Genomic DNA, 23,228 nt, shown 5'->3' with positions numbered 1-23,228 from the left:
CTATGGCGAAGTTCCCTCAATCTAGCGGGAATCCTCAGGTTGTTGCCACCAGATCCGAAAGTTCTTCGCCCCGTTACAAAGAGGAAACGCAGCCAGGCGGGCCATAGCCGCTGGACACTCCGTAGTTTGGAACAGAAATCCCAGTTCACGGCGGGCTTCGATCATGCTGATGGTCCGCTGGCCGTCGAGGTCCCGGTTGTCGCAAGTACTCAGATTGCGCGGACACCCCCCATTTTGGGGACGGGGTCGACTGCGTTCTGCGGAGCAACACGCCGAGACTTCGCCGACTGACGACCGGCGGAGTCCTATGGTTCGCGCTAGCCCTGCGGGACCGGCGTGGCGCAGTCGAAGCGCAGCGGCAGCGTCTTCGACTGCTGGACGCCCGGCGTGGACAGCACCTCGGTGCCTGCCTTCGCGTCCTGCACCTCGCCGAGGAACGCGACCCGGAAGGTCGCGCTCTCGCCCGGCGCCAGGACCGTCCGGAGCTGTGCGACCGGGTGGCCGTCGTCGATGGCGGTCTGCGCGCCGACCGCCTTGCCGTCCTGCGAGGCACCGAGGAAGATCGCGTTCTTCGGCGCGTAGACCGCGATGAGCGTCTTGATCTTGCCGGGCTCGGTCCCGAAGGCGCCGCCGCCAGTGACGTAATTCGGCAGGCTCGTCGCCGCGTCGGCCGGGGCCGTGTTCGTGATGGTGACCTCGACCGCGGAGGTCGGGAGTCCGTCCTTGCGACAGACCGACGACCCGACCGAGATCGTCTTCTGCAGGTAGTAGTCCATCTTCGACCCGGTGCCGTCGTTCAAGTAGACGCCGAACTGGCGGGTCTCCCGTGACACCGTCGGCAGCTGGCCTGCCAGCGACGTGCCGGCGATGAGCCGCTCTTCGCCGCTGTCAGCACTCCACAGTCGCAGCCGGTCCTCGCCCGACGCCTTCGTCAGCGCCGCGATGAACTGCTTCGCGTCGAACCCCCCGCTCGAGATCTTCTGGAACACCGAGCTCGCGGCGGAGGCGAAGAACGCGTCCTGCACCGCCGGGTTCGGGTACCGGGCGTACACCTCGTTCAGCAGCAGCGGTACCGCGTTGTCCGAGTTCAGCGTGTCGCCGGTCGGGAGCTGCACCGGGCCCGTGGCTTGCAGCAGGTAGCCGAGCGTAACGGGGTCCATCGCGAGGACACCGTCGACCTCGGTGCCGGTCTCGCGCTTCCACATCTCACGCGCGAGCGTCGCGGACACGTCGAACCGCGGCGTCAGCGTGACGTCCTGCATGTAGCGACCCGTGATGTCCCCGTACAGGCCCTTCGTGCCGTCGTCGAGCGGCAACACGGACTCCGGGTACGGGCCGAAGGAACTGCCGGACCGTTGGTCCTGCAACGCGATGCCGCCGTCCTGCACGTTGAGCAGGGCCACGGCGCCGGGGATCCCGCCTCCGGCACGGAGCTCCGCGTTGTTCTGGAAGAGCAGCAGGTACCGGCGATCACCGTCACGACCGAGCATCGCCGGGGCGAGCTGGACGACCCGGTTCGCGACGTCGACCTGGCTCGACACGGTCTGCAGCGCGTTCCGGAGCTGGTCGACCGCGGACGTGACCGGCGACAGCGTCCCGCTGACGTCGATCGCGTCGGCGTCCTGCTTCGCCTTGTCGATCGTCGTCGCCGCCTGCTGCACCGGTGCCTGGGCACGCACGAGGGGCTCGAGGTCGACCTTGCCGTCCTTCGGCGCGAACGAGTCGGTGCCGACCTCACCGACGACGCCGGAGACCGGCTTGATGGCACCGGTCGCGATGTCGTCGACGACCACGGAGACCTGACGGACGGCACGCAGGTTCGTCCCGAAGAACGGTACGTACTGCGACGCGCCCCAGATCGGATCGGCGGTCAGGGACCGCGCCGCGCCGGCCTCGTCCTGCAGGTGGGAGGCGGTCTTCAGCGCACCGTCGGTGTCGCCGCTGCCGAGTTGCGAGCGGAGCGTGCCGACGTCGGCGACGGCGTTCTCCAGGTGCCCCTTCGCGAGCACCCCGCGCACCCCCACCCAGGCGACGGCGAGGATCAGCAGGAGGACGACGGCCAGGACGATCCACAGCACGGTCCGGGCCCTGTTCCCCCGGGGTGCAGCAGCGCGTCGCGACTCGGGCTGGTCGGACATGGGCTCGATACTACGGGTTCCTCATGTCCGATCAGGGTCACTGGCGGATCGAGTCGGCGTGCGCGTGGAACCAGTCGATCGTGCTCCGCAGGCCGTCCTCGAGCCCGATCTGCGCCGTCCAGCCGGCCTCGGCCAACTTCGACACGTCGAGCAGCTTCTGGGGTGTGCCGTCGGGCTTCGACGAGTCCCACATCGTCTCGCCCTCGAACCCGACGACCTTCGCGATCGTCTCGGCGATCTCGCGGATCGTGACGTCGGAGCCGGTTCCGACGTTCACCTGGTCGGGGCCGTCGTAGTGCTCGATGAGGTGGAAGACCGCAGCGGCCATGTCATCGACGTGCAGGAACTCGCGCCGCGGCGTCCCCGTGCCCCAGTTCTCGACCGTGTCGACGCCGTTCTTCACCGCCTCGTCGTACCGGCGGATCAGCGCGGGCAGGACGTGCGACCCCGTCGGCGAGAAGTTGTCGCCGGGCCCGTAGAGGTTCGTCGGCATCGCGGAGATCCACGGCAGACCGTGCTGACGACGCACCGCCTGCACCTGGAGGATGCCGGCGATCTTCGCGATGGCGTACGCGTCGTTGGTCGGCTCGAGGTGCCCGGTCAACAGGGCGTCCTCGTGGATCGGCTGATCAGCCATCTTCGGGTAGATGCACGAGGACCCGAGGAAGACGAGGCGCTCGACGCCGTGCTCGACCGCGGCGTCCATGACGTTGACCTGGATCTGCAGGTTCTCGCTGAGGAAGTCGTGCGGGTACGTGTTGTTCGCCAGGATGCCGCCGACCTTCGCCGCGGCGAGGACGACGTGCTTCGGCCGCTCGCTCGCGAAGAAGTCGAAGACGGCCCCGCGGTCCTTCAGGTCGAGTTCCGAGGACGTCCGGCCGATCACGTCGGTGAACCCCTCGGCCTCGAGCTTGCGGGTCACCGCCGAGCCGACGAGTCCGCGGTGTCCGGCGACGTAGACCCGGTCAGACCGGTCGAGGGGGCCAGGGGTGAACGTGGTCTCGGGCATCAGGACTCCCAGCTCGCGAGCTTCACGGTGTCGATCCACGGGCGACCCTCGTGCTCGAGCGCCTCGATGTCGGCGTCGACCATGATGCGGGCGAGCTCGGCCGTGTCGACCGTCGCCTCCCACCCGAGCTTCTCCTTGGCCTTCGAGGCGTCACCGACCAGGGCGTCGACCTCGCTCGGACGCAGGTACCGCTCGTCGAACCGCACGTGGTCCTCCCAGTTCAGCCCGGCGTGCGAGAACGCGGTCGACAGGAAGTCCTTGACGGTGAAGTTGCCCCCGGTCGCGAGCACGAAGTCGTCAGGCTCGTCGACCTGCAGCATCCGCCACATGCCCTCGACGTACTCCGCGGCGTAGCCCCAGTCGCGGACGGAGTCGAGGTTGCCGAGGTAGACGTGGTCCTCGAGCCCGGCCTTGATGCGTGCGACGGCACGGGTGATCTTGCGGGTCACGAACGTCTCGCCGCGGCGCGGGGACTCGTGGTTGAAGAGGATGCCGTTGACCGCGAACATGCCGTAGGCCTCGCGGTAGTTCCGGGTCACCCAGTAGCTGTAGACCTTCGCGGCGCCGTACGGCGAACGCGGCCAGAACGGCGTCTCCTCGTGCTGCGGCGGCGGGGTCGCGCCGAACATCTCGGACGACGACGCCTGGTAGAACCGCGTGTGGATGCCCGACATGCGGACCGCCTCGAGCATGCGCATCGAGCCCACACCGGTGACGTCACCGGTGTGCTCGGGCTCGTCGAACGAGACCCGCACGTGCGACTGGGCGGCGAGGTTGTAGACCTCGTCCGGCTTCAGCTCTCCGAGCAGGCTCACCAGGCGTGCACCGTCACCGAGGTCGCCGTAGTGCAGGAACAGCTTGGCATCGGGGTTGTGCGGGTCGACGTACAGGTGGTCGATCCGCGAGGTGTTGAACGTGGACGCACGACGGATGACCCCGTGCACCTCGTACCCCTTGCGGAGGAGCAGCTCGGCCAGGTACGACCCGTCCTGCCCGGTGATGCCCGTGATGAGTGCGCGCTTGGTCAACCGTTCCCCACTTCGTCGGCCGAGCGCGACGACGGTGCACTCGGTGTGAGCACGAGCATACGGAGTGCGCGAGCGTCACTCGAATAAGTGTGAACCCGGGGAGTCGCATCGCGCTCCAGGAGTGGCGACGCCTCCCGAAGCGATGACGTTGTCGTGAGTCTCAAACTGGAGGTCCGAGAGGCCGCGCGCCCTAGTGTGTTCCTTGTCGGATGCTCAGGTATCAGCCGAAGGTGCCGACCGAGACGGGCAAGGGGGCCTGCGATGGCTCGGGTGATGATCGTGCAGCCGTACGTGCCGAAGTACCGTCAGCCGCTCTTCGAAGGGCTTAGCGACCGATTGCGCGAACACGGGCACGAGCTGATCATCGTCTCGGGTCAGCCTCAGCGGGGGCAGGCCGTCCGCGGCGATGCGGTCGGCTTGAGCTCGACAAAGGAGCATCTCTACAAGAGCAGATCGGTGAGATTCGGGGCGTTCACCGTCCGATTGGCCCCGTCCCCGCGTGTGTGGAAGGGAGCAGACGCTGTCATCGTGGAACTCGCTGCTGGGTCTCTCGCCTCGTACAGGGCGTTGCTCGGGCGTCTTCCGGTCGGCGTCTGGGGCCACGTCGGCAGTTACGTCGCGCGCGACCGGACGTTGCTCCGCTGGCTGCGAGCTTGGCAGGTGCGACGAGCAGACCACGTTCTTGCCTACACGGAGACAGGAATCGAAACAGCCGTCGCATACGGCGCACGAGTCGACGATGTGACAGCAGTCATGAACACTGTGGACACGACGTCCCTGCGGCGCGCAGTTCTGGCGGAGCGTGAACGCCCGGAGAACGATGTGAGAGCGGATCTCGGCGATCTCTCCGGCCCCCTCTTCGCGGTGATCGGTGGGCTCGATGAAAGCAAGCGAATCGATCTCCTTGTTTCGACGCTCGACCACCTGTGGGCTTCGAGGTCGAACATCCGATTCGTGGTGGCCGGGAAAGGAGCGCTGGAACATCTCCTGCACCCCGCCAGGGACCGTGGGCAGATCGTCCTGGTCGGGTACGCAGACGATGCCGTCAAGGCTCGGATGGCACGAGTCTGCACGGCGATCTTCAATCCCGGCAGAGTCGGTCTCATCGCAGTTGAAAGCCTCGTCCTCGGTCTACCCATCGTGGCAGGTGCCCAACAAGATCACGCGCCGGAGTTCGAATACCTCCGCCCCGACCAGGATTGCGTGATCGTCGCTCCTGATGCGCCAGCCATGGCAGCCGCACTGGTCGGTCTCACGCTCGATCCAGTCCGGACTTCCAGCCTCGCGCGCGCCGCCGAGGCTCGAGCAGACGAATACCCTCTGGACTTCACGATCTCTGCGATGTTCCTTGCGATCGAGGCGCTCCTGTCGAAGCGCGACCGCCGGGGGACACCGGAAGCTTGACACCTGTACTACGTACGTAGGTCCGTCCATCCAGTCGCGTGACACAGATTTCGAGGAACCACAGATGACACTGGTCGGTCGCATCATCGCTGCTCGACGCGGATCGTTCCACCGACTGATCGTGGAACTACTTGCCGTTTACGGGATCGAGATACCGAAGAGCGTCGAGATCGGACCCGGCTTCCGAGTCATGCACCGCGGGTTCGGGATCGTTCTGCACCCGAAGACGCGGATCGGAGCAAACGTGACGCTCTACCACGGCGTCACCATCGGCAGGGGTGACGTGTGGCGCCCGGAGTGCGAGTCCGCACTGCAGGGCTTTGTCCTGGAGGATGGCGCCATCATCGGAGCCGGCGCGAAGATCCTCTGCAGCGACGGCATCCTGGTGATCGGCGAGGGAGCTGTTGTCGGAGCGAATGCAGTCGTGACACATTCGATCCCGCCTGGCGAGATCTGGGCCGGTGCGCCGGCTGGCAAGGTCGGCATCCGTTGATGCGGAACACACGAGCAGACACGAGGATCGGCCTCAGATCATTCCTTGCTGACGACGCTGACAAGCACCGACCCGAAGTGATCCATGGCGGAAGTTTGGGACAGCAGCCTCCGGTAGTACTCGACGCCTGAACGTCCGAATGTCTCCGCGCGTTCTTCATCGGCCCCGATCTCGACGACCGCCGCGAGCAGCGCACGCTCATCCCCCGCGGGGACACACAGGCCAGCGCCGGAGGCCTCGATCTCCTCAGCAGTTACCCCGCCAGGATCGGTTGCCGCCACGACCGGACGACCAGATGCGAAGTACGAAGTCAGCTTGCTCGGTACCGCCATCCCTGAGACGCCGGGAAGCTCGTTCACGAGGAGCACATCGGCAGCGACGAGGGCGAGCGCGTAGTCCTCGTCCGGGAGCGAGGCTATGAAGTCGAGCGCGGGAACACCCTCGCCGGCAGCCACGAGTCGGTCCCGTTGATTACCTCCACCGAGGAGCACGAAACGTATCTTCGGCCCCTCTTCGTTCACCAGAGCAGCCGCTCGGACGACGGTCTCCAGCCCCTGCTTCACTCCCATGTTCCCGGAGTGCAGAGCAATGATCTCGTCGTCTGCCCAACCAATCCTCCTTCTGGCCTCGGCACGACGATCCGACGAGACAGGCTCGATGTGCGTCCAGTTGCGAACGACGTCCACCTGGTCCGACGGCACTCCGAAGAGCCGTTCCACCGACTGCCTGAAGCGGTCGTGGATGACGACGGTCCTGGCGCCCGCCCGCAGGAGCGCTCCTTCGACCCTCCCCACCAAGCGGGCCGCGGCAGCACCCGATCCCGTCTCGGCGACTCCGAGGGTGTAGAGGTCCTGCACCCAGGTGACGACAGGCGTCCGAGGTCTGAGGAGACGCGCTCGGATCATCGTCAGAGCGCAGGCGAACATGCTCGGAGACACGAGGACGATGACATCCGGCCGCCCCCATCTGGTGAACACGGACCTGAGGCCGAAGGAGAGCTCTGACAGGAGCCGGCGAGCCGCAGTCGGGCGGCGCGGCACGTAGTGGAGCTTGCGGCGCAGTGTCACTCCGGCCCGCTCTTCATCATGAGCCCACTCGCCGTACCCTGGAGCGATGCGCCAGTCGGGGTAGTACGGATGAGCAGTGATCACACGCACCTCGAACCGTCCGCTGGCCACGAGGCCTTCCGCGAGCGAGGTGACGTAGGGAGCGTTCCCGCTCGGTTCAGGTGCGTAGTTCTGTGCGAACATAACGACAGACACTCGGGTCGACACCTGAGGACAGTAACAGTCGCTTCGTTGCTGCACCGACCCAGGGAATCGGAAAATCGTGACACGCCAAGATCCTGCTGCTGAGCCGATACGTGTGATCAACCTGAAGGATGCACCCGGTGAACGCTCCTCGTGGGGCAGGTCCGCAGTGCGGGTCTACCTGTGGGGCGTGGTCGAGCTGTTCCTGGTGACGAACCCGCTTCAGATCAGCTCTCGATTGCGGGTCGCTGCCCTCCGGGCCTTCGGAGCGGTGATCGGCGACGGCGTCATCTTCCGCCCACGAACGCGGGTCCGTTTTCCGTGGAAGCTCGAGATCGGCAACGATTGTTGGATAGGTGAGGGCGTCTGGATCCACAACCAGGACGCGGTGAAGATCGGACGGGACGTCGTCGTTTCTCAGGACAGCTTCATCACTACCGGGAGCCACGCCCATCGCCGAGACATGGGACTCATCACCAAGCCGATCAGCATCGATGACGGCGCCTGGGTCACGGCGCGTTGTGTCGTCCTGGGTGGCGCTCGAATCGGGCGTTCGGCCCTGATCCAGCCGATGTCGGTCGTACGGGGTCTCGTCCCGGACAATGCAGTCGCGGTCGGTAATCCGGCCGAAGTCATCGGACAGCGCTTTGCGTGATCGCTCCGTCCGTCACATCGTGACGCTCGTGTCTGCCGACGGTCGCTTCGGAGGCCCCACCAAGGTGGCTCTCGATCTGTGCGCGGAACAACGCCGCAGAGGACAGGACTCCAGCGTGTACGGCGGAGCCGCCGGCTTCGATGATCTCCCCCGAGAGTTCGGTGGCGTCCCGGTGGTCCTCGCACCGACGTGGTCGCTCGTACCGAAGCTCGGTTTCGCCGCGCTCGTCGCACCGGGCCTGACCCGCATGGCGACCAAGGGTCTGACCGGTCACGAGGTCTTTCACGTCCATCTCGCCCGCGATCTCGTCACCTTGCCGGTGGCGATCGAGCTTCGTCGTCGTGGGCTGCCCTACGTGATTCAGACTCACGGCATGATCGACGCGTCTGAGCGACGACTGGCGGGCCTGATTGATCGCCTCATGACACGACGCGCAGTGTCCGGCGCCACCTCGGCATTCGTCCTCACACATGAGGAGCAGACCGAGATCCGGCGACTCTCACGCGGGCAGACGAATGCCCTGATACTCGAGAACGGGGTACCGGATCCGAGCGGCACTTCGGATGACGTCGATCGGCTGGGCGCGCTCTTCCTCGGGCGCCTCCACCCGAGGAAAGGCGCCGCGCTCTTCGCAGCTGCCGCGGGGCACCTGGCGGCCGATCACCCTGCAGGAACGTTCCGGATCGCGGGGCCCGACGAGGGTGACCTGCAGAATGTACGGCATGCCCTTCGGGGTCGTGCAGGAGGCGAGCGAGTGCATCTGGTCGGACCGGTCCAGCCTGACGCAGTGACCACAGTCATGAACGAAGCTGCCGTCTTCGTGCAACCTGCACATGACGAACCGTTCGGCATGACGATCCTCGAGGCCATGTCCGTCGGAACGCCGCCGATCCTGCACGTCACGTCGGCGTTGGCGCCACTCGTGACCGCAGCGAGAGCAGGGTGGACCTTCGACACCGAGGAGGACCTCACGCGCCTTCTCGCGGATCTCCTGGCCGACGAAACTCGCACCAAGGCCGCCGGTCACAATGCGCGAGAGCTTGTCGCCGAACGGTTCTCTGTTCGCGCAGTTGTCGACCGGCTCGAAGGGCTGTACCCAGTTGTTGCCTGATCACTCGGAGCTGATCCCGCCGAGAACTCGTGTGTCGCGTCGTATCCTCTGGGTCACGAACATCGCCGCGCCCTATCGGGTTCCCGTGTGGGAAGCGTTGTCCGCGAGAGCCGACCTCACCGTCGCCCTGCTCGAGAGCGACGAACAGCGTCGACGCGAAGGGCGGAGGGGCAATGACTGGCGTACGGAACTGCTGACAACGGTCCGCCACCGCACTCTCCGAACGCTGAAGTTCCGGCGCGGCGAAACGAGCCTCTACGCACTCATCGACCCTTGGCCTCTTCTGCGGCGCCGTCCCGATGCCGTGCTCCTCGGGGGTTGGGAATCCCCTGCCTACTGGCAACTCCTCCTCTTGGCGCGGCTGGGTCGAGTACGTGCTGTGGGTTTCTACGAATCGACGTTGCACACGAATCGCTTCCGCCGCGGGGTCGTGGCCGCGGCGCGCGCTTGGTATCTGAGGCAGCTCGACGGCATCGTCGTCCCAGGGATCGCTGCGGAGCAAGCGCTCCTCGCGTTCGGTGTCAGCCCGAACCGCATCTTCCGAGGTTTCAACGCTGTCGATGTCAGCAAGATCGCATCGCGGGCAGAGCGGTCTTGTCGGGAACGCTCGGGACACGGCGGCCACACTTTCCTCTTCGTCGGACAGTTGATCGAAAGGAAGCAGCCCGATGTCCTGCTACGCGCCTTCGCATCGATCAGACAGCCCTCTGACGTCCTGCGATTCGTCGGGGACGGAGAGCTCCGCGCCGAGCTCGAGATCGCGGCGAAACAACTGGGGGTCGCTCACCAGGTGATCTTCTCTGGGGTCCTCGACAACGACGACACGATCGACGCCATGGTTCTCTCGGACACGCTTGTCCTCCCCTCGGTCGAGGAAGTGTGGGGCCTCGTCGTCAACGAGGCTCTCGCGGCAGGAATGCACGTGGTGGTGAGCAAGAACAGCGGCGTTGCTGCGTCCACCGCCACGATGCGCGGCGTCTACATCACCGAACCGAACGAAGTCGACCTGACGGAAGTGATGACGCTCTCGCGTGAGGAGTGGACCGGCCGGATCCGTGACCCTGAGGTACTAGCTCACACACCCGATGCCTTCGCAGACGTATTCCTTCAAGCACTGTCTGAGGGGCGACCCAGGGCTCTGTTCACGTCCAGCTGACGTCGCCGCGCACCACACGAGCAGGATTACCTGCGATCAAGCTGCGCGGCTCAGTCACGCTGCGCGTGACGACCGAGCCCCCGGCGACCACGCAGCCATCTGCGATGTGCACGCCCTTGAAGATCATCGCGCCGCTTCCGATCCAGACCGAATCGCCGATCACGATGGGTCGAGAGCGCACCGCCGAGCCATCGCGGCTCTCGAAGAGGTGCTGATCGTCGTCCAGGATCTGAACGTTCCACCCGATGGCGCAGTTGCGACCGACGGTGAGGCGTTCAGAAACGATCACCTTCGTGTAGGGAGAGAAATACGAGTCGCGCCCGACCTCGAGCACTGCGCCTGGACCGATGTCGAACCTCGCCCCGACGCCGATCGCGACGTGCCCCTCGACTCGCATGGTCCCGCGAAGGCGCAAGATGCCGCGGTCCGCGGACGAAGCAAATCCGTATGACAGCGTGCCCAAGGTGAGACGAGACGCGGACCCCAGGAGTTGTGGCACGCCGACGACCCGGAAACGACGACCGACCAACACACGACGCCCTCGGACGAGATGACGGAGCGTGCCGAACCACGAGATTCGGAACTCTCCGAACAACAAGTCGAGCATTCTCCGCATGCACCGAACTTAGACGTAGGAGCCGCTAGCCACGGGGGCACCCGGTCGAGCTAGAGTAGGGAGGTGCAGGGGGACCGTCGTCGAGGAATCGCGCTCCTGATCGGTGTGCCGCTCACCGCAGTCCTGGCTGCAGCTGTCACGATCAGTCCACGAGCAATCCTCGTGCTGCCCGCTGCGCTAGCGCTGGTTCTCGTTGTCCGCTTCTCTTGGGCGCGAGCGGCCTTCTTCATGCTCGGGGCGTTCCTCGTGTTCCAGACTTCATCGGGACTGAGCACGCCGAAGGTCTTCTACTTCGCGGTAGTCGCACTGTCGGTGTTGGTGAGTCTCGCGAGATTGCGGCGGATCAGCCACGACCCCGTGATCCACAACCTGAAACCTGCCTATCTCGGCGGCCTCGGCATCATCCTCTGGCAGCTCCTCTTCGTTCTGCCTTACTCCGTCGGAGTTCGGGGCGTGAGCGTCGAGAACTGGCTCAGGGACGGAGCAACCTACGTGCTGATCGGATGCGCGGTCATCATCGCGATGGACGCTGTCAGCTCGACGTCTACCCGCCTGGCCCGGGGCCTCGTCATCGCCGTCGGAACCGTCGCTGCCTTCAGCTTTGCCTCTCGCTGGATCTCTGCACGAGGGCTCGTCGGTGCGGCGGACACAGATGGTGACGCCACTCTGCTCTCATCGCTCACCGCTCTGACCCTGGCCGTCGCCCTCGCGTTCACGCTCGCGCTTGCCGGCACCAGGCTCCGGTGGCTCTGGCTGCTGCTCGGAGTGGTCTTCGTACTGGCGATCCTGGTCACCGGGACTCGTACCGGAGTCGTCTTCGGAGCGGTACTCGTCGGGATCGTCGGCTCCCGTGTGAAGATGCGTGCACCGGTACGTCGTGTCCTGGCTGGAGCTGGGATAGGTGTCGCGGCGGTGGCGGCCGCTATCCCGATCACGGCGTCGTTCTTCACGAACGAAGACTTCCTGACGCAACGCCTCACGAGCATCTGGTCAACGATTCAGAACGGCGTCGGTTCGGACCAGTCGGGCGCTATTCGCGGGCGCGCCTATGAGTACTGCTTACAGATCTGGCAACAACACTTGCTGCTCGGCCGCGGCGAGGGTTGGGCGTTCGTGAACCCCACCACCGGTGTCCTCGGATCTGACTTCTCGGTGGACAGCCCTCTGGTGTACCTGGCGAAGTTCGGCATTGTTGGCTGTCTGGTACTCGCGACCTGCTTGGTGTCCATCTTCGTACCGCTGATCCGACGCGGCCGCAGCTCCAACTGGCTCCTCGAGAACACCGCCGTTCGTGGCTGTGCCGCGATCTTGCTCGCGCTTCTCCCGTTCGGCGCGACTCTCGAGGACAAGGGCTTCGGCATCACCATCGCGCTGGCGGTCCTGCTCGTCGGGTCAGCTATGCGCGCCCAACGCAGGGACGTCTCAGACCTGCTTGCGACCAGCGAAGGAAGCCAGCAGACTCTCGCCGCGCCGACGGAGGCCCTCGGCAACGCGGACCGCGCGCCCGTCGTAGACCTTCCCGGTAGAGCCTGACTGTCCCGCGAACACCGGCCGCTCGGGGAATCGAGCGATGTCCACAACACCGATCGCTGACGCACGAGCGACGGAGCCCGCCACGACGTGCTCGAGGAACACTCCCGCCCGCTCGTCGATGTGGCCCACATCGGCAAGCAGAACATCGCGCCACACTGCGACCGAGGCGCCGAGGAAACGCGTGTCTGCGAAGCTCCGGTCCACCGTCATGCGAACCGCCACTTCATGCGGTTCAAGGCGCCGGACGAGCCTTGCTGCGTTCGCGAGCACGAGGCGTCCCGTCGCCTTGTAGACCGTTCGATCCTCTCCGCATTCCAGCGCAACTGCTGCGAGCCCCCGCCTGATCGCATCGACTTCCATCGGGCCCTTGCCGACGTCGTTGATCGGCGGAGGAGCCTGGTACGTCATGACGCGAACCCCCGGCCGCAATGGTCCGGGTACCAGCGTCAAGATCTCATCGGGGTCCACTCCACTCGTCTCGACGACGACCAGTTCGGCCTTCGAGGACCGAACCAGGTCCACCCATCGCGCAATTGCGATCTTGTACTGCTCCAGCCGTACCGCCGGATCACTCTGCGCCACGTGCAACTGCGTGTTCGGCGTCACAGCGGCGGTCAACAGCACGGTACTGGTCATTTCGGAACCCCTGAGGACTGTCTCGCCCGCAAGCGGAAGACGCCGACGCCGAGGGCAATGAAAATGAACAATTGGGCGACGAGAGCGGCGGTCGCAGCGCCGAGCGCCCCCGCGCCACGTGCCAGGACCGCGACGAGCGTGAGCTGTCCGAGCGCGGCGATCAGCATGACCACGGCGACGAACCGGTCGCGGTGCATCGCTTGGAGCACCACGACCAATGGCTGGCAGATGATGGAGGGGATGACGACGAGGGCAAGCACCTGAAGAACTGCGGCTGACCCCGAGTAGGAACCGCCGAGCAGGAGGTCCACAACAGCCGGCGCGGCGAAGAACACCGCGAGCGCGAGCACTATCGCCGCAGCAGGCATCCAGATCGCTCGCCTCACCTCAAGCCACGTAGCGCGCAGGTCCGCGCTCCTCGCAGCGTAGGGCGCGAGTGCGGACGAGAAAGCTGCAGCCAACAGACTCATCGGCTGCGTCCAGCGACTCACGGCTCCGTACACACCCGCGGCAGCGCTGCCTGCGACTGAGGAGAGCAACGTCAGGTCGAGGGCCTGGGAACTCGTTGCCACGACAGTGAGCCCGAAGTAATGCGCTCCTCGCCACGGGAATCGGAAACGTACCCGTGCAGTTCGGCCTCCGTGCTGCGAGAGCCGCCGCCCGAGGATCGCAGCGCCGATCGAGCCGACCGAGAGGGATATCCACAGGGCCGTCGGGGTCGACACGCTGACCGCGAGCAAGACGAAGAAGATCACCGAGGCGAAAACGCGATCGGCGACGATCACCAGGGCGACCAAGTCGCCGCGAGCCGCGCTGCGCAGCTGCACTTGACAGGCCTGATTCGCGACGAGGGCGACCGCGATCGGGCCGGCGATCCAGATGAGCGACCCGGGGACCAAGAGCAGTGTTGCTCCGCACCACACCGCGGCTGCCAGGAGCGCTATGACTATCTTCGAAAGGAGCCGACCGTTGAACTCATCAAGAGCGAGTGTTCCTCTCGCGAGCTCGCGAGTCCAGTGGTTGTTGGTGCCGAAGTCGATGAACCCCGCGGCCGCCGTACCCAGTGCGATACCGGCGACCGTCGAGCCGAATTCTGAAGGGGTGACGCCTCGAGCGGCGAGGAGGTAGAGCACCGCGACGAGCACCTGTGATCCGCCCGTCGCGGCAGCGAGCAGGAGCGCTTGGTGTGCCATCGGCCGTTCGCTCCCGCGCAAGAGCTTCCTCACAGCAGCGCGTCGGTGAAGCCGTCGCTGCCAGTGCGCAGCACCGGCACCGGAGCTGGGAGCGTTGTTGCTCGAGAAAGGCTGTGCCCGAGCGACCCCACTGAAAGGTCTGTCCACTCGCCGAGCCCTTGCAGAGCTGCGAGATCCCTCTGCAAGCTGATCGCTCCCGCCGCGACCACGCGTGTCCCGACCGCGGCTGCCTTGCCGAGCAAGCCGCTCGGACCTTCGTTGGAGTGTGCCAACACAACGCAGTCCGCGGCCCCCACCGCGGCGTCGAGTTCCTCATCGGAGAGCAACCGATCGATGACGACTGCGGATCCGGTCTTCTCGAGCTGGCGGAGACCGGTCCGCACGTCGTTCGAGACATCCGTGTCGATGATCCCTGCGACCAGGAGGCTCCAAGGCGCTTCGACCTGCTGCAATCCGCCGAGGATGACGTCCAGGTTCTTGCGCCCGGAAATCGCACCCAACACCGCGAACCAGTAGCGGTCCTGGCGCAGGCCGTGCGCACCGCGGAACTCTGCGACCTGGCTCGCCTGAGTGCTGACGCGCACTGGGTCGACGGCTGGGGCGAAACGTGATTCGCCGGACCAACCCGCGGACTTCAACACGCGCAGATCGACTCCGCTCATCCCGTTGACTCTTCGGAAGGCAAGAGTTCGCACTCCTGACTTCACCCGGGCGATCGCTCGGGCGGCTCCGCCATCGCCACGCGGTTGAGCGTGTTCCCGCATGATGAGCAGGCTGATCCTCCCGAAGCCGGCCCAAGACCGCCTTCGAGCCAGTTCGAGGGCGAAACGATCACCATCTGGAACGACCGTCCGCGTCGCCCGAACTCGGATCGACAAAGCCGAGACTTCGGTCAGGCCCATGCGCGGTTCCCGCAGGACGTCGACGCGCCCGAGGAGAGGAGCGAGGTGGACAGCCTCAGCACGCGAGTCACCGTCGCTGTGCAGGAGCAGGATGACTGCCGCCCCGCGATCGAGGGCGGCCTGGGCCAGTAGTCGCGCGTAGAAAAGCCTGTGACCGGTCGAGTTCTGTTCGACGATCAGCACGCGGTCCTTTGCCATCAATGAGCCTCGTTCCCCGGCGACAGTACCGCACGGATGGTTCGCCAGAGGATCACGAGATCGCTCGTGATCGACCAGTTCTCCACGTAGTACAGATCCAGCCGGAGGGCGTCCTCCCAGCCGAGTGACGAGCGCCCGCCCACCTGCCACAGGCCGCTCATGCCGGGCTTGAGGAGGAGTCGTCGCTGCGCCGCGGCGTCGTAGAGCGCCACTTCGCCCTCGCGCTGGGGGCGGGGACCCACGAGACTCATCGTTCCGAAGAACACGTTGAACAGCTGCGGGAACTCGTCGAGCGAGTGCTTCCGCAAGAAGTGTCCGATCGGGGTGATGCGCGGATCGTTGTCGAGCTTGAAGAGCGGGGTGTCGCCCTTGCCTTGCGCTGCGAGCAGCGCCGCGAGCTCTGCGTCGGCGTTGACGCGCATCGAGCGGAACTTGAGCATGTCGAAGGGCACGCCGTTCAACCCGATCCGTTCCTGCTTGTAGAGCACCGGCCCGGCACTCGTCAGTTTGACCACGAGGGCGAGCACGATGAGGAGCGGGGAGAGAGCGACGATGAGGGCGGCAGAGCCCACGATGTCGAACGCGCGCTTGGCGAAGAGGGCGGAGCCGTCGTAGCGCGGCATCTCGACGTGGATCAGCGGGAGGCCGGCGACCGGACGGGTGTGGATGCGCGGGCCGTTCACCTCGGTGAGGCTCGGCGCGACGATCAGGTGTTCCCGGCCGCCCTCGAGTTCCCAGCTCAACTCCCGCACTGCTTGTGCGCCGAGATCGTCGGAGCTCGTCACGGCGACGGTGTCCGCGCCGATGCTCCGCAGTGCGACGACCGCGTCGGGAATGCGACCGAGGATCGGGACCCCCGTCGAACCCAGCGCCGAACCGACCGCGCCGGAGGGCACGCACGCTCCGACGACGCGGTACCCCTCCTCGGGGTGCCGCAGGAGCTCACGCGCGATGTGCTCGACCGACGCGGTCGACCCGACCAGCATCACGTGCGCCGAGTACCGCCCGCTGCGCCGCTGTGCGTTCAGCCACTGCCGCCACATCCACCGGGTCAGGACGAGCAGCAGGACACCGAGAGGGAAGGCGATGAAGATGTAGCCGCGCGCGATGTCGAGCTTGAAGGCGTACGCGATGATCGCGACCAACGCGAACAGGCGGATGGCGGAGTCGACGATGCGGCGGTACTCGCCCGCCCCCGTCCCGACGTAGCGTGGGTCCCTGGTGTCGTAGAGCGCCAGGACGACGAGCCATGCGGCGATGAGGACCACTGACACGGTCGTGTAGCCGAGAGCAAGGTCTGCGGGACTTCCCGCGACCCGCCGACTGTCGAAGCCAAACCATGCGATCTGCACACCGAACACGACCCAGACGAGGGCGAGCACGTCCGTGATGACGAGCCGCCGCGAGTAGGTGGCCTCCCAGCCGTCGCGCCGGACGGCAGTCCGCTCGACGACACTCACCACGTCGCGCCCCCGTCGGTCGACACCGCGACCGCGTCCCCCACCCACGTCCACACGTTGACGCCCGCACGGTCGATCGCGATCTGCGCGCCGTCGTCCGCCGGCTCGCAGCCGACGGCCTTGGCGGTGGTCGCAGGCGTCACGCCGACGGCGCTCATGGTCGCGATCTGCACGCCCTGGCACTCCGGCACACCGACGCGGGCGAGCGTGTACGAGGCGTCGTTCACGGCGACCCCGCGGACACCCGCGAGCGGCACCGACACCCACGAGCCGGTCCCAGCACGCCACTGCACGGTGGTGTCGCAGACGACGATCGCCGAGCGGACGCCCTGGAACGCGTCGAGCGGCTCCGCGCAGGGCGCCGGGACCGCGACGCCGTTGAGCAGCAGGCCGTCGGGCGTGATCGCGGCGCCGGCGGCGCCGGCGGTGGCCGCCTTCCAGGTCGCGCCGTCGTCGACGCTGGTGCGTTCGGTCGGCGTGCATCCGTCGCCGACGGCGGCGAGGATCGACAGTCCGCTGGTCGTGGCGCGCATGCCCCACAGGGCACGCACGTCCGGGCCGAGCGCGACGGGTTGCCAGGTGGTCCCCGCGTCGACGGTGTGCTCCAGCACCACGTCCGCAGCGGAACACGACGCACTGGAGGCGCGCCATGCCTCCCGGCCGTCGACGGCGGACAGCAGGTGGCGGGCCGGGATGCTCGACGCACCCTGCGCGGTGCCGCCCGCGCCCGGCGTCGCGGAGGCCGACGGCGTCGGCGACGGTGTCGCCGTCGCGTCGTCGGAGGGCTCGCTCGAGTAGGTGGGCGCCGGACGGGGCGTCCCCGTGGTGGCGGGGTCGGTGCGGCCGAGCGCGAGCGCGACGAGCACCACGTCGATGACGACCAGCGCGACGATCACGACGGCGACGCCGATCAGCGTGTTCCGTCGCAGTGCACCGCCGAGGCTTCGGGTCCCCCGGTCACGAGCCATGTCGTCGTCCCCCGTCTCAGCGGTCGGCGCGGCGCAGCGTGCCGAGCTTCCCGCGGGCCTTCTTCGGCGGCTTCGCGGACGGCTGCGACGGCTGCTCGTCGTCGAGGCCGTACCCGTAGCCGTAGCCGTAGCGCCCGTAGCCGTAGGCCCCCGGGCCACGGACCGGCATCATCGTGATGACGAAGCCGGCGATCGGCGCGCCGACGTTCTCGAGCGACGCGACCGCGGCGGCGAGCTGGCCCTTGTGCGTCTTGCCGGACGCGACCGCGAGGATGGCGCCGGACGCCTTCTTCGACAGGATCGCGGCGTCGGTGACGGGCAGCAGGGGCGGGGCGTCGAACAGCACGTAGTCGAACTGCTGCTCCAGCGTCGCGATGAGCTCCTCCATCGCCTTCGAACCGAGGAGCTCCGACGGGTTCGGCGGGATCTGCCCGGCGGGCAGGACGACGAGGTTGCCGCGACCCCAGGGGTGCGCGACGTCCTCGAGCGTGGCGCGGCCGATGAGCACGTCGGTCAGGCCGGCGGAGCCGTCGACGTCCATGTACTCGCCGACGCGCGGGCGGCGCAGGTCGGCGTCGATGAGGATGACGCGGAAGCCGGCGCTGTCGAGCGCGATCGCCAGGTTCGCGACGGTGGTGCTCTTGCCCTCGGACTGCATCGACGAGGTCATCACGAAGGTGCGCGAGCCGGTGCCGAGGTCGAGGAACTGCAGGTTCGTGCGGAGCGTGCGGAAGGACTCGGCGCGCGGGCTGCGCGGGTCGACCTGCACGATGAGGGGTCGCTCGGCGGCCTTGCCGTCGAACGCGATGCCGCCGACGACGGGCTTGTCGCTGATCTTCTCGACGTCGACCTCGGTGCGGACGCGGTTGTCGAGGGTCTCGCGCAGGACCGCGATGCCGACGCCGAGCGCGAGCCCGACGAGCAGGCCGAGGGCGATGTTCACGGGGACGTTGGGGCTGATCGGCGCGAGCGGCACGTCGGCCTGCTTCACCCGGGTCAGCTTGACGGTGCCCTTGCCGTTCGCGTCGGTGGACTCGATGTCCTGCACGACGTTGGTCAGGCTCGCCGAGACGGCGTTCGCGATCTCGGTGGCCTGCACCGGGTTCGTGTCGGTCACGGTGATCGAGATGAGCGTGGTGCTCGTCGGCGCCGTCGCCGAGACCATCGACGCGAGCTGGTCGGCGTTCATGTCGAGCCGGAGCGACGAGATGACCGGCAGGAGCACGATGGGCGTCTGCACCAGGTTCGAGTAGGTCAGCACGCGCTGCTGCGTGAACGTGTTGCCCTGCGCCAGGTCGCTCGCACTGCCCGAGGTCTCGGTCGAGACGAACACCTGCGCACTCGCCGAGTACACGGGCTTCTTGAGCAGGGAGAACCCGGCCGCCGCGGCGACACCCACGAGGGCGAGCACGACGATCAGCACCCATCCCTTGCGCAGCACTGTGATGTAGTCGCGCAGTTCCACGCGGCCCGCCTTCCCCGATCCTGACCGTTCCTGTGGTCCCGACACAGGGTCTGCAGGGGTTCTCCCAGCAGTCGGCTTGTAAATAGTGCCACACGGATGAGGCCTACTCGCCTGTTGTGGCGGAAGTGACTCGACCGTCCTCTACGCTCGCCCCATGACGACGCAGCCGGACGCGGACACCACCGAGCCCTCGACCGCCCGGCAGCGGGACCTCGTCGCCCTGCTGGTCGCCCTCGTGGTGGCCGTCGTGCTCGCCCGGATCGTGAGCAGCCTGACCCTCCGCGGGGCCATCCAGCCGCCCGCGCTGCAGGTCCTCGCAGGCAACCTGTCGGTGTGGGTGCCGCTCGTGCTCGGCGCGGTGTGGGTGATCGCACGGACGGGCAAGGGCACGCTCGGCCGGTTCCGGATCGAGCTCGGCGACCTGGTGTTCGCGCTCGGGATCGTGATCCTCGCGCGGGTGGTCGACGTCGTGCTCGCGATCGCCCTGACCGGGACCACCGGACTGACCCCGGCACCGTCGCTCGGGGCACCGGACGTGGGGCTGCTCGTCGTCTCTGCCGTCGGCATCGTGATCGTGAGCCCGGTCATCGAGGAGACGTTCTTCCGCGGGCTGTTCCAGCGGACCCTGGCGGCCGAGCTGACACCGCGCACGCAGTGGCTCGCGGTCGTGCTGACGGCGTTCCTGTTCGCCCTGTCCCACCTGTTCCTCGGCGCCGCGACGACCACGATCGCCGGGTTCCAGGTGTTCGTCACGACGTTCGTGCTCGGGCTGCTGACCGGCACCCTCGTCGCGATGACGAACCGGATCGGTGCGGCGGTCGTCGCGCACGTGCTGTTCAACGCCGTGGCGGTCGTCGCGACCTGGCCGCGCTGAGCGGCTCCTCCGGGAGTCGACCGGGCAGCGTCGGCGGCGCCGCTGCCACCGGCGTGGCCGGCTGGACGTGCTCGACCTGCTCGGCCGAGGGCCCGACCCGCCGCCGCTGGCTCGACTCGCCGCCGCCGGTCCGCTCCCCCGTCCCCGGGTGTGGTGGGGTTGCACCATGACCAGCGAGCTCGTGCCGTGGTTGGTCGCCGGGGGGCTCGCGGTCGTCGTGGTCCTCCTGGTGATCGTCCTGCGGCGGAACCAGTCCTCGGCCCGTGCCGCCCTCGCCGACGCCGAACGGCTCCGTGACCACCAGACCGGCACGCTCGAGCGGGAGCACCGCGAGCGCACCGCCGCGGCCGAGGCCGAGCACGTCCGCCAGCTCGCCGCCGCCGACGTCGCACGCCAGCAGGCCCTTGCCGACGCCGAGCAGAGCCGCGACCTCGCCCGCCGCGGCATGCGGTGGGAGGAGGCCTCGCAGCGCACCATCCACGAGGTCTGCCGTGCGGTCGGGGTGAACGGCGCCCTGTTCACCAACGTCGTCTTCGCCCCCGTCGCCCGCGCCGAGCGCGACCGGAGCCGCAGCTTCGTCGCCCAGCTCGACCACGTGCTGGTGCTCGAGTCGGGCCACGTGCTCGTCGTCGAGAACAAGCGGTGGAACGGCATCGTGTTCGACGGCCGCAAGCCGAGCACCGTGCACCACGCCTTCCGGAACCTGCTCGACGAGTCCTCGCTGACCGGCTCCTTCGCGGTGCAGGTGCGCAGCCGCCGGGTGCTCGACCACGCCGACGAGGTCGAGCACTGGTGGCAGGTGCGCGTGCAGGCCGGCGGCGCCTCGCCCGCGCGACAGGTCCGGCAGCAGGCCCGCCGGCTCAAGCACTTCCTGAGTGACGAGGACGGCGGCGGCCCCTCGTGGGTGCACTCGGCCGTGTTCTACTCCGGCGACGCCGCCGCGTACGTCCAGGCCGAGGACCGCGGGGAGAGCGAGACCGGCAGCGGCGGTGCCTCGACCGCGATCGTGACCGACGCCACCGAGCTGCAGAACCTCGTCACGACCCTGGTGCGCCGGAACGCCGTGCCGAACCGGGCCCGCACCGACGCCGTCGTGCGGAAGCTGCTCGGGCAGGGTGCCCACACGGTGACGCTCGGCACCTACCGGCTGCCCGAGCTGCGCGACTGAGCACGGCCCGGGCCACCCCGGCACACGATCCGCGCGCCCCCGCACACGACGACGCCCCCGCTGCAGTGCAGCGGGGGCGTCGTGTCGTCCGGAGGGCGGACCGGCTCAGCGCAGTGCGCGCAGGGCGTCCGCGATCGGCGCGAGTGCGGAGTCGATCTCGTCCGCGACCCGCACGTGCGTCGAGTCGGACCGCCGGTAGGGGTCGTCGACGTCGTCGTCCGCGGGGTCGGCCGGCGGCGGGACGGTCCCCCGCAGCCGGGCGATCCGGTCGACCAGGTCCTGCGCGGGCTCGATCCCGGCGAGGTCGCCCGGCTCGAGCCCGTCGAGCACGCGGGCGAACTGCTTGATCGTGAAGGCCCGCTTGGCCGTCCGGGGCGCGAGCGACACCACGGCGGCACGGTGCGACCGCTCGGCCGTCAGCACGAGGTCCGCCGACGCCGCGATCTGCTCGGTCAGGTAGCGCGAGCGGTGCGTCGACGGGTCGCCGCCGAGCCGCGCGGACTGCGCCGCGGCGGGACCGTCCATCGCGGCACCGTCGTCGGCGATCGTGCCCGCCGACTCGACCGTGAACGCGTGGGCGTCCGGGCCGAGCCGAGCGGTCAGCACCTGGGCGCCGAGCGGGGACCGGCAGATGTTGCCGCTGCAGACGAACAGGATCCGCATCGTCAGAGCGCCGCCCCGAGCAGGTCGTGCCGCACGACGATCGCGTCACGGCCCGGGCCGACGCCGATCGCCGAGATGCGGGCACCCGACATCGCCTCGACCGCGAGCACGTAGTCCTGCGCGTTCTTCGGCAGGTCGTCGAACGAGCGGGCGCCCGTGATGTCCTCGGACCAGCCGGGGAAGTCCTGGTAGATCGGCTTCGCGTGGTGGAAGTCGGACTGGTTGACCGGGACCTCGTCCACGCGCTGCCCGTCGACCTCGTACGCGACGCACACGGGGATGGTCTCGAGGCCGGTCAGGACGTCGAGCTTGGTGAGCACGAAGTCGGTCACGCCGTTGATGCGCGCCGTGTACCGGGCGATCGGGGCGTCGTACCAGCCGCAGCGACGGGGACGACCGGTCGTGGTGCCGAACTCGAAGCCGTTCGCGCGGAGGAACTCCCCCGACTCGTCGAACAGCTCGGTCGGGAACGGACCGGCGCCGACGCGGGTCGTGTACGCCTTGACGATGCCGATGATCCGCTCGAGCTTGCCCGGGCCGATGCCGGAACCGGTCGCGGCACCGCCGGCGGTCGCGGACGACGAGGTCACGAACGGGTAGGTGCCGTGGTCGACGTCGAGCATGGTGGCCTGGCCGGCCTCGAACAGGACGGTCTCGCCCCGCTCGAGCGCCTGGTGGATCTCGAGCGCGGTGTCGGCGACCATCGGGCGCAGGCGGTCGGCGTACGACAGCAGCGACTCGACGACCTCTTCGGCGTCGATCGCGCGACGGTTGAAGACCTTGACGAGTAGGTGGTTCTTCTGGTCGAGGGCCGCTTCGACCTTCTGGCGCAGGATGTTCTCGTCGAAGATGTCCTGGATGCGGATGCCGACGCGGTTGATCTTGTCGGCGTAGGTCGGCCCGATGCCGCGACCGGTCGTGCCGATCTGACGCTTGCCGAGGAAGCGCTCGGTCACCTTGTCGATCGTGCGGTGGTAGTGCGTGATGACGTGCGCGTTCGCCGAGACGCGGAGCTTCGAGACGTCGACCCCGCGGGCCTTGAGCGCGTCGAGCTCCTGGAACAGCACCTCGATGTCGACGACGACGCCGTTGCCGATGACCGGGGTGACGCCGGGCGTGAGGATGCCCGAGGGCAGCAGGTGCAGGGCGTACTTCTCGCCGCCGACGACGACCGTGTGCCCGGCGTTGTTGCCGCCGTTGAACTTCACGACGTAGTCGATGCGGGAGCCGAGGAGGTCTGTTGCCTTCCCCTTGCCCTCGTCACCCCACTGGGCACCGATGATGACTGCTGCGGGCATGGAGGTTCTC

21 protein-coding genes are annotated in these 23,228 nt (G+C 67.7%); 8 read left to right on the top strand and 13 right to left on the bottom strand.

The window, feature by feature from the left end; all coding sequences use genetic code 11:
* Positions 1-317: 317 nt before the first annotated feature.
* From QOL16_RS03205 to gmd, 3 genes are read right to left on the bottom strand one after another with little or no spacing between them, the layout of a single operon-like run.
* The gene (locus QOL16_RS03205) at positions 318-2,138 is read right to left on the bottom strand and encodes a DUF4012 domain-containing protein (protein ID WP_071285182.1); all 1,821 of its coding nucleotides are present in this window, start codon (positions 2,136-2,138) and stop codon (positions 318-320) included.
* Between the two features lie 37 nt (positions 2,139-2,175).
* Positions 2,176-3,147, bottom strand: coding sequence for a GDP-L-fucose synthase (locus QOL16_RS03200; RefSeq protein WP_071285183.1), 972 nt, complete (start codon positions 3,145-3,147; stop codon positions 2,176-2,178).
* Positions 3,147-4,175, bottom strand: a complete 1,029-nt coding sequence (gene gmd, locus QOL16_RS03195; RefSeq protein WP_071249518.1) for a GDP-mannose 4,6-dehydratase — start codon at positions 4,173-4,175, stop codon at positions 3,147-3,149. Before gmd ends, QOL16_RS03200 begins: the two co-directional genes overlap by 1 nt.
* 273 nt (positions 4,176-4,448) lie before the next feature.
* Between gmd and QOL16_RS03190 the strand changes: the two genes are divergently transcribed.
* A complete protein-coding gene (locus QOL16_RS03190) occupies positions 4,449-5,579 on the top strand; it encodes a glycosyltransferase (protein ID WP_254780314.1) in 1,131 nt (376 codons plus the stop codon).
* Between the two features lie 64 nt (positions 5,580-5,643).
* The gene (locus QOL16_RS03185; RefSeq protein WP_175473132.1) at positions 5,644-6,072 is read left to right on the top strand and encodes a serine O-acetyltransferase; all 429 of its coding nucleotides are present in this window, start codon (positions 5,644-5,646) and stop codon (positions 6,070-6,072) included.
* A gap of 38 nt (positions 6,073-6,110) precedes the next feature.
* Here the strand turns inward: QOL16_RS03185 and QOL16_RS03180 are convergent, their stop codons facing one another.
* On the bottom strand, positions 6,111-7,346 hold the full coding sequence (locus QOL16_RS03180) for a glycosyltransferase family 4 protein (RefSeq protein ID WP_254780312.1): 1,236 nt from the start codon (positions 7,344-7,346) through the stop codon (positions 6,111-6,113).
* Between the two features lie 91 nt (positions 7,347-7,437).
* Between QOL16_RS03180 and QOL16_RS03175 the strand changes: the two genes are divergently transcribed.
* The 3 genes from QOL16_RS03175 (at position 7,438) to QOL16_RS03165 (ending at position 10,244) form a co-directional block, all read left to right on the top strand.
* Positions 7,438-7,977 (top strand): acetyltransferase, encoded by a 540-nt coding sequence (locus QOL16_RS03175; RefSeq protein WP_254780313.1) that lies wholly within the window; start codon positions 7,438-7,440, stop codon positions 7,975-7,977.
* Positions 7,978-7,996: 19 nt separating this feature from the next.
* Positions 7,997-9,088: a glycosyltransferase gene (locus QOL16_RS03170; RefSeq protein ID WP_175473133.1), complete on the top strand. Its 1,092-nt coding sequence runs from the start codon at positions 7,997-7,999 to the stop codon at positions 9,086-9,088.
* A gap of 85 nt (positions 9,089-9,173) precedes the next feature.
* Complete coding sequence (locus tag QOL16_RS03165) at positions 9,174-10,244, top strand: glycosyltransferase (protein WP_175473134.1); 1,071 nt, start codon at positions 9,174-9,176, stop codon at positions 10,242-10,244.
* Here the strand turns inward: QOL16_RS03165 and QOL16_RS03160 are convergent.
* Positions 10,231-10,851, bottom strand: a complete 621-nt coding sequence (locus QOL16_RS03160) for a DapH/DapD/GlmU-related protein (RefSeq protein ID WP_071285188.1) — start codon at positions 10,849-10,851, stop codon at positions 10,231-10,233. The two genes, QOL16_RS03165 and QOL16_RS03160, sit on opposite strands and share 14 nt — an antisense overlap.
* A gap of 72 nt (positions 10,852-10,923) precedes the next feature.
* On the opposite strand from QOL16_RS03160, the gene QOL16_RS03155 reads away from it, so the two are divergent.
* Positions 10,924-12,393: a hypothetical protein gene (locus QOL16_RS03155; protein ID WP_139266493.1), complete on the top strand. Its 1,470-nt coding sequence runs from the start codon at positions 10,924-10,926 to the stop codon at positions 12,391-12,393.
* Here QOL16_RS03155 and QOL16_RS03150 read toward each other — a convergent pair.
* From QOL16_RS03150 to QOL16_RS03125, 6 genes are read right to left on the bottom strand one after another with little or no spacing between them, the layout of a single operon-like run.
* Positions 12,283-13,029, bottom strand: a complete 747-nt coding sequence (locus tag QOL16_RS03150; RefSeq protein ID WP_139266494.1) for a hypothetical protein — start codon at positions 13,027-13,029, stop codon at positions 12,283-12,285. The two genes, QOL16_RS03155 and QOL16_RS03150, sit on opposite strands and share 111 nt — an antisense overlap.
* Positions 13,026-14,222, bottom strand: coding sequence for a polysaccharide biosynthesis C-terminal domain-containing protein (locus QOL16_RS03145; RefSeq protein WP_139266495.1), 1,197 nt, complete (start codon positions 14,220-14,222; stop codon positions 13,026-13,028). Before QOL16_RS03145 ends, QOL16_RS03150 begins: the two co-directional genes overlap by 4 nt.
* A 29-nt stretch (positions 14,223-14,251) precedes the next feature.
* Entirely contained in the window at positions 14,252-15,322 is a 1,071-nt protein-coding gene (locus tag QOL16_RS03140) for a hypothetical protein (RefSeq protein WP_071285193.1), read from the bottom strand.
* Positions 15,322-16,785, bottom strand: coding sequence for a sugar transferase (locus QOL16_RS03135; protein WP_071285236.1), 1,464 nt, complete (start codon positions 16,783-16,785; stop codon positions 15,322-15,324). The genes QOL16_RS03140 and QOL16_RS03135 overlap by 1 nt, the downstream gene beginning before the upstream one ends.
* Positions 16,779-17,750, bottom strand: a complete 972-nt coding sequence (locus QOL16_RS03130; protein WP_071285195.1) for a hypothetical protein — start codon at positions 17,748-17,750, stop codon at positions 16,779-16,781. The genes QOL16_RS03135 and QOL16_RS03130 overlap by 7 nt, the downstream gene beginning before the upstream one ends.
* Positions 17,751-17,766: 16 nt before the next feature.
* Complete coding sequence (locus QOL16_RS03125) at positions 17,767-19,215, bottom strand: polysaccharide biosynthesis tyrosine autokinase (RefSeq protein WP_071285197.1); 1,449 nt, start codon at positions 19,213-19,215, stop codon at positions 17,767-17,769.
* A gap of 154 nt (positions 19,216-19,369) precedes the next feature.
* Here QOL16_RS03125 and QOL16_RS03120 point away from each other — a divergent pair, with 154 nt between their 5' ends.
* Together QOL16_RS03120 and QOL16_RS03115 are read left to right on the top strand one after the other, a co-directional pair.
* Entirely contained in the window at positions 19,370-20,089 is a 720-nt protein-coding gene (locus QOL16_RS03120) for a CPBP family intramembrane glutamic endopeptidase (protein ID WP_071249504.1), read from the top strand.
* Positions 20,090-20,255: 166 nt separating this feature from the next.
* A complete protein-coding gene (locus QOL16_RS03115) occupies positions 20,256-21,257 on the top strand; it encodes a nuclease-related domain-containing protein (RefSeq protein WP_139266496.1) in 1,002 nt (333 codons plus the stop codon).
* Between the two features lie 105 nt (positions 21,258-21,362).
* Here QOL16_RS03115 and QOL16_RS03110 read toward each other — a convergent pair whose 3' ends face one another.
* Together QOL16_RS03110 and QOL16_RS03105 are read right to left on the bottom strand one after the other, a co-directional pair.
* Positions 21,363-21,920, bottom strand: coding sequence for a hypothetical protein (locus QOL16_RS03110; RefSeq protein ID WP_071285201.1), 558 nt, complete (start codon positions 21,918-21,920; stop codon positions 21,363-21,365).
* 2 nt (positions 21,921-21,922) lie between these two features.
* Positions 21,923-23,218 (bottom strand): adenylosuccinate synthase, encoded by a 1,296-nt coding sequence (locus QOL16_RS03105; RefSeq protein WP_065961336.1) that lies wholly within the window; start codon positions 23,216-23,218, stop codon positions 21,923-21,925.
* Positions 23,219-23,228 lie beyond the last annotated feature (10 nt).

The organism is Curtobacterium sp. MCBA15_004, from assembly GCF_001865055.2.
GTDB lineage: Bacteria > Actinomycetota > Actinomycetes > Actinomycetales > Microbacteriaceae > Curtobacterium.
Note: the sequence above shows the minus strand (reverse complement) of the source record. Positions and strands in the feature narration are given on the sequence as shown.

Bases quoted from the DNA above. Each gene is read 5' to 3' on its own strand.
- QOL16_RS03205 (WP_071285182.1), bottom strand. From the start codon at position 2,138: ATGTCCGACCAGCCCGAGTCGCGACGCGCTGCTGCACCCCGGGGGAAC.
- QOL16_RS03200 (WP_071285183.1), bottom strand. From the start codon at position 3,147: ATGCCCGAGACCACGTTCACCCCTGGCCCCCTCGACCGGTCTGACCGG.
- QOL16_RS03190 (WP_254780314.1), top strand. From the start codon at position 4,449: ATGATCGTGCAGCCGTACGTGCCGAAGTACCGTCAGCCGCTCTTCGAA.
- QOL16_RS03185 (WP_175473132.1), top strand. From the start codon at position 5,644: ATGACACTGGTCGGTCGCATCATCGCTGCTCGACGCGGATCGTTCCAC.
- QOL16_RS03160 (WP_071285188.1), bottom strand. From the start codon at position 10,851: ATGCTCGACTTGTTGTTCGGAGAGTTCCGAATCTCGTGGTTCGGCACG.
- QOL16_RS03150 (WP_139266494.1), bottom strand. From the start codon at position 13,029: ATGACCAGTACCGTGCTGTTGACCGCCGCTGTGACGCCGAACACGCAG.
- QOL16_RS03145 (WP_139266495.1), bottom strand. From the start codon at position 14,222: ATGGCACACCAAGCGCTCCTGCTCGCTGCCGCGACGGGCGGATCACAG.
- QOL16_RS03140 (WP_071285193.1), bottom strand. From the start codon at position 15,322: ATGGCAAAGGACCGCGTGCTGATCGTCGAACAGAACTCGACCGGTCAC.
- QOL16_RS03130 (WP_071285195.1), bottom strand. From the start codon at position 17,750: ATGGCTCGTGACCGGGGGACCCGAAGCCTCGGCGGTGCACTGCGACGG.
- QOL16_RS03120 (WP_071249504.1), top strand. From the start codon at position 19,370: ATGACGACGCAGCCGGACGCGGACACCACCGAGCCCTCGACCGCCCGG.
- QOL16_RS03115 (WP_139266496.1), top strand. From the start codon at position 20,256: ATGACCAGCGAGCTCGTGCCGTGGTTGGTCGCCGGGGGGCTCGCGGTC.
- QOL16_RS03110 (WP_071285201.1), bottom strand. From the start codon at position 21,920: ATGCGGATCCTGTTCGTCTGCAGCGGCAACATCTGCCGGTCCCCGCTC.
- QOL16_RS03105 (WP_065961336.1), bottom strand. From the start codon at position 23,218: ATGCCCGCAGCAGTCATCATCGGTGCCCAGTGGGGTGACGAGGGCAAG.